Origin of the sequence: Natronomonas salsuginis, from assembly GCF_005239135.1 — an archaeon.
Lineage (GTDB): Archaea > Halobacteriota > Halobacteria > Halobacteriales > Haloarculaceae > Natronomonas > Natronomonas salsuginis.
In genome coordinates this window covers 1-9051 of the sequence record NZ_QKNX01000011.1, presented here as the reverse complement: position 1 = coordinate 9051, position 9051 = coordinate 1, and the positions used below count along the sequence as shown (strand labels likewise).

Annotated in this window: 11 protein-coding genes and 1 pseudogene; 9 read left to right on the top strand and 3 right to left on the bottom strand. The window is 61.0% G+C overall.

Annotated features, from left to right (window positions below; all coding sequences use genetic code 11):
- The 3 genes from DM868_RS14915 to DM868_RS14905 all read left to right on the top strand — a co-directional run.
- Positions 1-287: hypothetical protein (locus tag DM868_RS14915; protein WP_137277634.1), on the top strand; the 287-nt coding region annotated here is incomplete at its 5' end.
- A gap of 40 nt (positions 288-327) precedes the next feature.
- Positions 328-582, top strand: a complete 255-nt coding sequence (locus tag DM868_RS14910) for a type II toxin-antitoxin system HicB family antitoxin (protein ID WP_137277633.1) — start codon at positions 328-330, stop codon at positions 580-582.
- A 31-nt stretch (positions 583-613) separates the two neighbouring features.
- The gene (locus DM868_RS14905; protein ID WP_246049154.1) at positions 614-829 is read left to right on the top strand and encodes a type II toxin-antitoxin system HicA family toxin; all 216 of its coding nucleotides are present in this window, start codon (positions 614-616) and stop codon (positions 827-829) included.
- Between the two features lie 4 nt (positions 830-833).
- Here the strand turns inward: DM868_RS14905 and DM868_RS14900 are convergent, their stop codons facing one another.
- Positions 834-1466 carry a hypothetical protein gene (locus DM868_RS14900; protein WP_137277631.1) on the bottom strand — a complete coding sequence of 211 codons (633 nt, stop codon included), beginning with the start codon at positions 1464-1466 and terminating at the stop codon, positions 834-836.
- Positions 1467-1528: 62 nt separating this feature from the next.
- Between DM868_RS14900 and DM868_RS15695 the strand changes: the two genes are divergently transcribed.
- The 3 genes from DM868_RS15695 (at position 1529) to DM868_RS14890 (ending at position 6182) form a co-directional block, all read left to right on the top strand.
- Positions 1529-1660, top strand: a complete 132-nt coding sequence (locus DM868_RS15695; protein WP_281280733.1) for a hypothetical protein — start codon at positions 1529-1531, stop codon at positions 1658-1660.
- Between the two features lie 206 nt (positions 1661-1866).
- Entirely contained in the window at positions 1867-2082 is a 216-nt protein-coding gene (locus DM868_RS14895; protein ID WP_137277630.1) for a hypothetical protein, read from the top strand.
- A complete protein-coding gene (locus DM868_RS14890; protein ID WP_137277629.1) occupies positions 2079-6182 on the top strand; it encodes a hypothetical protein in 4104 nt (1367 codons plus the stop codon). The genes DM868_RS14895 and DM868_RS14890 overlap by 4 nt, the downstream gene beginning before the upstream one ends.
- 248 nt (positions 6183-6430) lie before the next feature.
- Here the strand turns inward: DM868_RS14890 and DM868_RS14885 are convergent, their stop codons facing one another.
- Complete coding sequence (locus tag DM868_RS14885; RefSeq protein WP_137277628.1) at positions 6431-6856, bottom strand: PH domain-containing protein; 426 nt, start codon at positions 6854-6856, stop codon at positions 6431-6433.
- Between the two features lie 137 nt (positions 6857-6993).
- On the opposite strand from DM868_RS14885, the gene DM868_RS14880 reads away from it, so the two are divergent.
- A complete protein-coding gene (locus tag DM868_RS14880; protein ID WP_137277627.1) occupies positions 6994-7623 on the top strand; it encodes a hypothetical protein in 630 nt (209 codons plus the stop codon).
- 22 nt (positions 7624-7645) lie between these two features.
- Here the strand turns inward: DM868_RS14880 and DM868_RS14875 are convergent, their stop codons facing one another.
- Entirely contained in the window at positions 7646-7861 is a 216-nt protein-coding gene (locus DM868_RS14875; protein WP_137277626.1) for a hypothetical protein, read from the bottom strand.
- 220 nt (positions 7862-8081) lie between these two features.
- Between DM868_RS14875 and DM868_RS15250 the strand changes: the two genes are divergently transcribed.
- On the top strand, positions 8082-8786 hold the full coding sequence (locus DM868_RS15250; protein WP_187349126.1) for a hypothetical protein: 705 nt from the start codon (positions 8082-8084) through the stop codon (positions 8784-8786).
- Positions 8783-9051, top strand: a pseudogene (locus tag DM868_RS14865) (hypothetical protein); the annotation flags it as partial. The gene DM868_RS15250 and the pseudogene DM868_RS14865, both read left to right, overlap by 4 nt.

The window sequence follows — 9051 nt, the reverse complement described above, 5'->3', positions numbered from 1 at the left end:
CCGAACCGGGCGACGACTGGATTCTTAGCTACACCCCGGAGCGACGGGATCCCGACGACCGAGAAATGGTCTTAGTTCGGTTGACACCGCGAGCGCTCGAGGAGCTGTATATCGAAACAAAGGACCTCTCCCCGGACGCCCGCCAGGCGGGGCATAGCGCCGAGTGTGACTTTTGCGGGGAGCAGGTCCCCCTGGAGAAGGCCGTTCCGAACAAACGCGAGGAGCCGGTTCACAAGCGGTGTTACGTCGACGCCTACGGCGGGCCGGTATGGCTCGAAGATTACTAGGGGCGAAGCTTTACAATAGTCTCGGGGCGTATCCCGGGACATGGCGACAGTTTCGGAACCGCCGGCTGGGGTTGAGTTCGTCCGGGAGGACGACGGCCGGGTAACAGCAAAACACGTCGAGTCGGGGGTGTCGTCCTTTGGGGATACCGAGGCCGAGGCGCTCCGGGAGCTCGCCGACGCGCTCGATAGTCACTTTGGACACGGCGAGGCGATCGACGACCCCGAGGCATACCTCGAGGAGCAGGGGATTGACGTCGAGATCGGGGAAAGCGGGAAACCGCCGTGGCTCGAATAGCGTGGTTCGGACGACGTTTTCCTCCCGCGACGTGATTAAGACCCTCACGAAACACGGGTTCGTCCCTGTCGGGGGCAAAGGGAGCCATACGACGCTTCGGTATGAGAATAGTGAGACGGGCGAGGTTCGGACGGTGACGGTTCCGAAGGCCGACCCGATCCCGATCGGGACGCTCCAGGATATAGCGACGCAAGCGGGAGCCGACGACTTTCACGACTTTTGCCGGTGGGTCGATCGGACCTCCTAACTCGTCACTCCTCGGTATCTTCGTCTGTCTCGGGGGTTAGCATATCGACGAACCATACCCCCCGGCTCCCGTCTATATCGTAATGTTCGGCCGAAAGTGACCCGTCGGTATCGTCGTGTTCCTCGAACACCTCGGTTAACCGCTGGAGAAGGACTTGACGGTCCATGTTCCCCGCTTTGGCGTGGTCTTGAATCTCGGCGAGGGTCATATCTTCGACGGGTTTTGAGCTATCAATCGGGGTTATCTCGATCGACACCGATACGGACGCGACGGGCTCGCCCCGCGTTCGGTAAGCCTCTTGGACGCCGTCCGCGATCATCCCGGCGAAAGCGTCCTTCGCGCGTTCGGGCGGTTCGACCGTGTCGGTGATCCCGAGATATAGGAACGCGAACACCGACGGCAGGACGTTTAGAGTGTGGTCTTTATGTTCTAAATCTCGGTCCTCGAAGGCTTCGCGACGGCGCCCCTCCTCGAGTTTCGAGACAAGAGTCGGGAAGTCGTGTAAGGCTTCATGAACGCGGGTAACGATCGCGCCCCGGCGTTCATACGCCGCCTGATCGCTATACTCGTCCGGGTGTCTGAGGTATCTCCGGTCGGCGGGCGACAGGATCCCCCTCGGTCTATCCTCAAGAGTCATGCTTTAGGTGAGACGTCTTAATTTGCGAAACGCCTTTAGTGTACCGGCTGTTACGTCTATCCATGCCGGCAAGCGATACCAGAATCCCGGTATCTCGCGACGTTCGGAGAGAGCTCCGAATGGTCAAAGCCCGCGAGGAAAAGCACAGTTACGACGACGCGATCCGACACCTCCTCGGCGAGCGAGGGGATTAAGTCGTGTACGTGTGACTATCGGGTTAGTTGAATTGAACGACGGCGGGAGCGCACGAGTCTGTCCAGGACTTCGCCCCTATCGCCGTCGAAGTGTGGAAGCGGACCGGGCCGTGACGGGTGGTCCGTGTCGAGGGATACACTCCCCTCGGCTAAAGAGTTTTCCTTGATCCCGTCGGTTTGCCCGCGACCTCACGCGGGGCGAACGAATGAGCACGCGACACACCGACGGACCGAACGGACGGATCGACGACGACCACCGAGAGCCGAGCCCGTCGACCGGCTGGCGAGAGAGCTACCGGATTCTCGGCGTGACCCCGCCCGACGAGCCGTGTTCATACCCACCGGAGACGATCGCGGCCGCCGACGACCCCAGTCTAACGCTTCGGAACCGACGCAAACACGCGAGGAGGACCACGACATGACTACCGACACGCTACCCGACGACCTGGCGGACCGGATCCGGCGCTACGCCGAGAGACACGACACCGACGCTCCCGGAGTGATCGGGCGGTTCGACGCTTTGGATCCGTCCGACCTCGAGGCCGTCCGGGCGCTCCTCGAGGACGCCGAACCTATCACGGAAGCCAACAGAAACGACGCCGCCGACGGCGAGAAAAACCTATCAGACGAAAAGAGTCGGGAAACGAACACGACCGACGGCGACCGGATCAGCGAGGACACCGACGCGAGCGGTGATGTAGATAGAGAGATAACAAGCGTAACCGTCCAAAGTAACGTATCGGCTGACGCCGAAGAGGAGGACGCCGACGACGGAAACGGCTCTATCAGTACGCCGGAAGGTGGTTTTACGGACGTAACCCCCACCATTGACGCCGAAAAGACGGCCGGCGAGAAGGCGCTCGGGGATGCTCTTGAATGGTACCATGATCAATTAGACCGAGAGTTCCCAGACGCCGCCGACCACGACACCGCAAGAGACTATTACCGCGCTCGCGGCTGGAGTGACGAAACGATCGACGCGAAGCTCCTCGGGTACGCTCCAGCAAACCACAAAGACGAATTGATCGCCTACCTATTCGACCGAGGACACGACCGCGAGGCGATCCTCGCGACCGCGCTCTTTGGGGAACGCGACGACGGAAACCTATACGCGACCTGGAGCGGCCGGTACGTCCTTCCGTATCTCGACGAAACCGGCGAGCCCGTGTATGCCATTTCGAGAGCGACCGATCCGGTACACCCGGCCGACTGGAAGGGGAACAAGTACGATAAGCTCCAGGTGACACGCGAGGACGTCACCGTCAAAGAGCCGATTTACGGACTTGATACCGTTCGCGAGAGCGAGCCCGTCCTTATCACCGAAGGGATCGCCGACGCGATCACCGCACACCAAGCCGGGTATCCATGCCTTTCGCCCGTAACGGTTCAATTCAAAGACCGCGGTCGCGAGAAGCTTCTCGAGGCGCTCGAAACGCGACACGTTGAACGGGTGTATCTAATCCAGGACGCCGAACGCCCGACGAGTTCCGTCGACGATCGCGATCAGTTGACCCTCCAGCAGTTCGGCGACGGTGTCAAAGGCGCGGTGAAAACCGCCGTCTATCTGTCGAACCACGGGCTCGAGGCGAGAGTCGCCGACCTTCCCCGGCCGGGACTTGATAAAGTCGACCTCGACGATTATCTCCGGGACTGGAGCGACGACCTAACGCCCCTCCTCGCGGGCTCGAAACCGGTTGAGTTTCACCCAGCATACGACGATACGACCGCGAGAGACGCCGCCCTCGACGCCGCCGGCGCGAGCGACCTTTCCCGTGACACGATCGACGGGAGCGGGGAGTATTCAGCATTATACGACCTCGGAATCCGGGACGTCACCGGGCTGTCATGGGATTACCGAGGGAAAAACCCGCTCGGGCACCACGGCGACAGCGAGAGTTACTTTGTCCTTCTCGAAAACCACGGTGTCGGGTACGATCACAAATACAAAGTCGCCTATAACGCGCTTACATACCTCCTCGTCGACGCTGGAGAGCGACGACCCGACGCACCGAACGGATCCCTCGACGACCGCGAGATATTCGTCGCCTGGAAACACGCGAAACGCGAGCGGTTGATCCCGGAGGCCGACCCGATCCCGCATAGAGCCCTCCAGTACGTCGCTCGCGACCACGACCTCATGGAGGACGGCGACCTCATGGAGGGCTGGAAACTCCCGCGAGACGCCTATAACGTCGCCCTCAATATCGTTCGCGAGGAGCACGGTGTCGAACCGGGACGTCACCCGATCGGGACCCCGGAGGACGCCGAACCTGTCGCTCCGATCGCGTTCGCAAAACTCGACGCGCTTTCAGGGACCGACCGAGCACGGTACGCTCGGAAACGTGGCTTCGATATACCGAGCACCGACGAGGCTCGCGAGGCGCTCCGGGATACCCTCTTTCGAGAGCTTCGAGCCGAGAATACGACCACGATCGACGCCCCGACCGCCCTCGGAAAGTCGCACACAACCGCGACGACCCCGTGGCTGGATTATCTCGACACGACCGGCGGGGCTCCGGTGATTCACCTTCACGCGACGAGAGACGCCCGCGACGAGGCCATGAAAGCGACGCGACAGTCGACCGCGACCGGGGCGGTACTGAAAGGCCGGAACGAAAAGAGCCCGCTCGCACGGGGCGACCACGATCCCGTCGAGGACCCCGACACCGACGCCGAGGAGCCGGACCTCGTCGTTACGATCGACGGCAAACCCGCGAGCGAATGGTTTGACCTCATGTGTGACGAGAAGGGGCTCCCGTTTTCGACCGCCCTCGCGATCGCCAAAGACCGGAACGACCAGGACCTCGAGGAGCTCCCCCCGATCGGCGCGGAAGATCCCGCCGTCGCTCAATGGGATGGACTCCCGAGAGACGACGACGGCGAGCCGGCGGTCGACGTGATTCATGCAACCCACCAATTCGGATACGTTCCGTCCCTTCGAGCCTATACGAACGTGATCATCGACGAGCAACCGGACTTTACCGTCGACATTACCCAAGACAGGATCCGGCGTATGGTGAACGCCTATCTTCGGGCGATCGACGCTCCGGTGACGACCTGGGAAGCGTTAGTTACTCTCGCCGAATACGAATACGACGGATACCGAAGCGACGCCGTAAACGAACGCGACGCTCTCGACGGCAAGATCGGACGCGACCCACCGACGAATTGGTACGCGGACGATCCCGACGCGCACGCCCTCGCTCCCGACCTCGCGAAAGCGATATGGTTCGCATTGAAACACGAGGACCCCGACGAAAACGGTCGGCGCAACTGGAAGGTGTTTCACGAACCGCCCCGACTCGACGCCGGCGAGGAGAAGGGATACGCCGGTACGTGGCTCTCGGTTGTGATTGACGACGAAAACACCGTTCGGACGGTTCGATCGACGCCGGACTTTACCCAGGCTCGCGCGGTGATCGGACTCGACGCACACCCGAGTATGCCTATGTGGGAATTGAACGGGGCTCCAGGGATGAAACGCGACGCCGTCCTCGACCCGGTCGAACGCCGCCTATGGCGACGGTACGAACGTGGATTGACGACGGTACAAATCGGCGACGCGACCCGACCACGATCGGGACCGAACGCTCGCGAATGGATGAACGACGAGCGGGTTCGGACCGTCCTTGAGAAGCTTCGAGAGCGATACGGCGACGGATTCGATACGTTCGCGACGACCGCACAAGTCGAGTCGACCGTCCGGCAGATCCTCGAGGACGTCACCGGCGAGGACCTCGACGGCGAGCACACACTCCATTTCGGCGAGGAGAAAAGCCGGAACCCGGAGGCGTTCGTCGACGCGATCGCCGGATACGTGTACGGCTGTATGGATCCCGGCGACGATATGATTCTCGACGCGCTCGCCGAGCTAGACCTCGAAGCCAAACCGGGAATGGTTGAAACCGAGGAGGGCGAGATTAAACGCGAAAAAGGACGGACCTTCGAGGGGCCGGACGCCGACACCGCCGACGCGCTCCTCGCCAGCGTTCGGGAAAACCACGTCGCACAAGCCGCCGGACGATATGCTCGAAACCCCGACGACCCGGAAAGTTCGGCAGTGGTCTATGTCCATACCGACGCGGCACCGGAGGGCTTTATCGACCTCAAAGTCCCAGGGGTTGAATGGCTCGCGAGCGACCTCCAGCGAGAGATTATCGACGAGTTAGCCAAACGACCGGAGGCGACGACACGGGAGCTCGCCGACGCCGTCAACTGCGATAAAGAACACGTCCGTAAAACCCTCCAGCGACTTGGGGACGAGGGGCTCGTCGAGCGAGACGAACACACCGGAGAGCACGGGGCGGACGTCTACCGAGACACCGGAGCCGACGGCGCGATCGTCGACCTCGGCGAAACCACCAACGAAGCCCTAAAGGACTTTAGTAGGTGGTCGTTGGCGGTTTGCCAGGTACATGGCGACGCTGGGGAGAGCGACACCGTCGACGCGGGAGCTAACGGGGGTGAAAACCGCTCGGCGATCGCGACCGGCGGGAGTGACCCACCTGATACGGCCGACTAACCCCGTCTAAACGGGTGGGTTCGACCCTCCTCGAAAGCGACAGCTCTCTCGAAGGCATGACCACCCGTAGGCATGAGTACGCCGACTGTCTTACCGGGGACCCCTCCCATCGTATCCGACCGCGCCCGTGCGTAAACGGCGTGAATCTGAATCGGTATCTCACAAACAAACCCCATGTGTGTCTACTAAACACCCCATGTGTTAGTCTACAAAACACCTCATGGAACGCCTATTTTTAGAGAGCGGAATTATTCGCGCTGTTGCTCTCGAATTGTATTTGCGATCCCGTCGTAGTTCGGAACCCCAGCAAAGGTAATCAAGGACCCCCCCGCCCCGGTCGAGAATTGAATATTCCCATGTCCGAGTAGCTTTTCGCTCCAGGACGCCCCGGTTTGGAGCTGTCGAATGTCCTCGATTCGGTATTCGTTGGTGGAAGTGCTCAATATACCCGACTTTTCGATAACCCGTTCACTCGTCACTACGTACCTGGCATTTCGACGAGCCAGCCAGGGGATTACGAACAGAACGATCCCTAATCCGAGTGTGCCAAAGGTTACGATAGTTAGAATCGCAATAAGCCCGCTCCAATTCGACCACGACGGGCGAACGTTATGTAGCAATTCCTCGCCGTCGAGGAGTGTCACCCCTTCCGCATCAGGAACCCCACTTGACATAGTCTGAACACCAACCCGTTCGGGATAATGTTTCCCCCGGTTTGGGGGTATCAAAGTAACCGAGAGAGCGCTGGAGCCGGCGGGATTGAGACAAACACTTACCCCATAAGGGACTCGTATTCTAATTCATAGAAAGTATGAGCACGTCGAAATCGGACGGTTCGGATCGACGCTATTCGGATATTTGCGGGGCGACGAACAACCGGGACGAACCGTGTAAGCTCCCGGCGGGCTGGGGGACGCCGGGATCGGGAGGCCGACGCTGTCGGTTTCACGGTGGGTGTAGCACGGGACCGAGTGAGACGTCCCACCTAGAAGGCAACGACTTTGCGGAAGGGAACCCCGGCGGTGGGGCTCCGAAAGGGAACGCGAACGCCGAGATTCACGGCGGGTTTAGCGACTGGCAAAAGGCATACGAACGGTTCGACGAGGAGACAAAAGCACACGTCGACCGGCTCCGGGAGTGTATGCGAGAGACGGCGAAAGCGAACGCGCCGGACGTCCCGGAGGAGCGGCGGGAACGCCTGATTAAGGAAAAGGCGACGCTGTCGGTTCTATGGAAACGGGCGGCCGCCGACACGCTTGGGACGCCCGAGAATCCGGTCGACGGGGCGCGGGGGATTGTGATCGAGGAGGAGTATGAACACAACGGGGAGACATATACTATCGAGAAGGCAAACCCCGCCTGGAAAGCGAATCACATACTAAGCGGTCGACAAAGACAGATCGCGAAAGAGCTCCGACTGTGGCCGGGGTTTCAAGAATAAGCCGCGCTCCGGTATGAGAGCGTTATCGGTCGAGTTCGGGTTTGTGGTGGATCCCCCCGACGCCGATCCCGCGAGCCTGAAGGGCCGACCGGATCCCGTCCCAGCTAGTGACGTCCTCGAAGCCGATCAATTCCCGACCGACCTCGCGAGCCTCATAGACCAGGACGCCGCCGGCGACCGGGACGCGGGTTCGGTTGTGTTCGATACTTTCGTATTGGGTGGGTGTGTCGGTTGACATGGTCTTTGCCCGAAGACCGGTTCCGGGTGTTCTAGCACCCGGAGCGTTTCCACGCTCCCGAGGGAACCGTCCTTTCGTGTTTATTCCTTAGAAGGTATATACCATAAAGATACCGGAGATGTATCAAAACGCTATATTTGTACGGTTAATTCCTAAGACGGTATTCTATCATGCCTTAGAAGGCATACCTTTTAGGGAGTTAACGCCGTAGTAGGCACTAATGCCTGAAAGCACCGACAAAGGCGGTCGAAAACCCCGAGTAACGGACGCTGACCTCCTCGACGTGTTTCGGGAGACGGCCGACCCCGTCCTGTCGACGGCCGAGGTATCGGACGCGCTCCCGATCAAACGGCGGGGGACGCTCAACCGGCTCCGGGCGCTCGAGGACGCGGGAGAGCTCGACAGTAAACAGATCGGCGGGCGAAACACGGTTTGGTGGGTGACCGACGAGCCGGGCGAGAGCCGCCCCGAGAGCGATCCGACGGGTTCGGTGGGCGGAAGCCCGGAGACGACCCTCGACGCCGAGAGCGACGACTTGGACACCGAGGAGACGCCGACCGTCGACGAGGGGCTCCCCGACGAGAAGGTTCGGAAAGAGACGGCTCGGGATCCCGACGACCTCGCGGGGGACGTCCGATCATACCTCGAGGCGAACGACATACCGCCAAAGACCGAGCACGGGCGGGACGCGGTGATCGACGTGTTCCGGTATCTTCGGGAGCACGGGACGGCAAAGACGGGCGCGATCAAAGAGGCGCTCGCCCCGGACCACGCCGACCGATATTCAAGTGAAAAAGCCATGTGGGAGAGCGTTCGGCGGTATCTCGAGGACGTCCCAGGGATCGAAAAGGCCGGCTACGGGGAATATGGATATGCCGGCGACGAGAGCGTTCGCGAGACGCTGCTCGAGGACGGTGGGACATGACCGACGCCCCCGAGGAGGACGCCGTCGATCCCGAGGACCCCCGCCCCGAGGGGCATTACGGCCGGTTCGTCGAGCATACCTGGCACTACATTCCCGAGGACCTCGCGAGAAGTATCTCCCTGGGGCCGGCGACCGACGCCGAACCGGGCGACGACTGGATTCTTAGCTACACCCCGGAGCGACGGGATCCCGACGACCGAGAAATGGTCTTAGTTCGGTTGACACCGCGAGCGCTCGAGGAGCTGTATATCGAAACAAAGGACCT

Coding starts and splice junctions, on each gene's coding strand:
- DM868_RS14910 (WP_137277633.1), top strand. CDS start 328: ATGGCGACAGTTTCGGAACCGCCGGCTGGGGTTGAGTTCGTCCGGGAG.
- DM868_RS14900 (WP_137277631.1), bottom strand. CDS start 1,466: ATGACTCTTGAGGATAGACCGAGGGGGATCCTGTCGCCCGCCGACCGG.
- DM868_RS15695 (WP_281280733.1), top strand. CDS start 1,529: ATGCCGGCAAGCGATACCAGAATCCCGGTATCTCGCGACGTTCGGAGA.
- DM868_RS14895 (WP_137277630.1), top strand. CDS start 1,867: ATGAGCACGCGACACACCGACGGACCGAACGGACGGATCGACGACGAC.
- DM868_RS14890 (WP_137277629.1), top strand. CDS start 2,079: ATGACTACCGACACGCTACCCGACGACCTGGCGGACCGGATCCGGCGC.
- DM868_RS14885 (WP_137277628.1), bottom strand. CDS start 6,856: ATGTCAAGTGGGGTTCCTGATGCGGAAGGGGTGACACTCCTCGACGGC.
- DM868_RS14880 (WP_137277627.1), top strand. CDS start 6,994: ATGAGCACGTCGAAATCGGACGGTTCGGATCGACGCTATTCGGATATT.
- DM868_RS14875 (WP_137277626.1), bottom strand. CDS start 7,861: ATGTCAACCGACACACCCACCCAATACGAAAGTATCGAACACAACCGA.
- DM868_RS15250 (WP_187349126.1), top strand. CDS start 8,082: ATGCCTGAAAGCACCGACAAAGGCGGTCGAAAACCCCGAGTAACGGAC.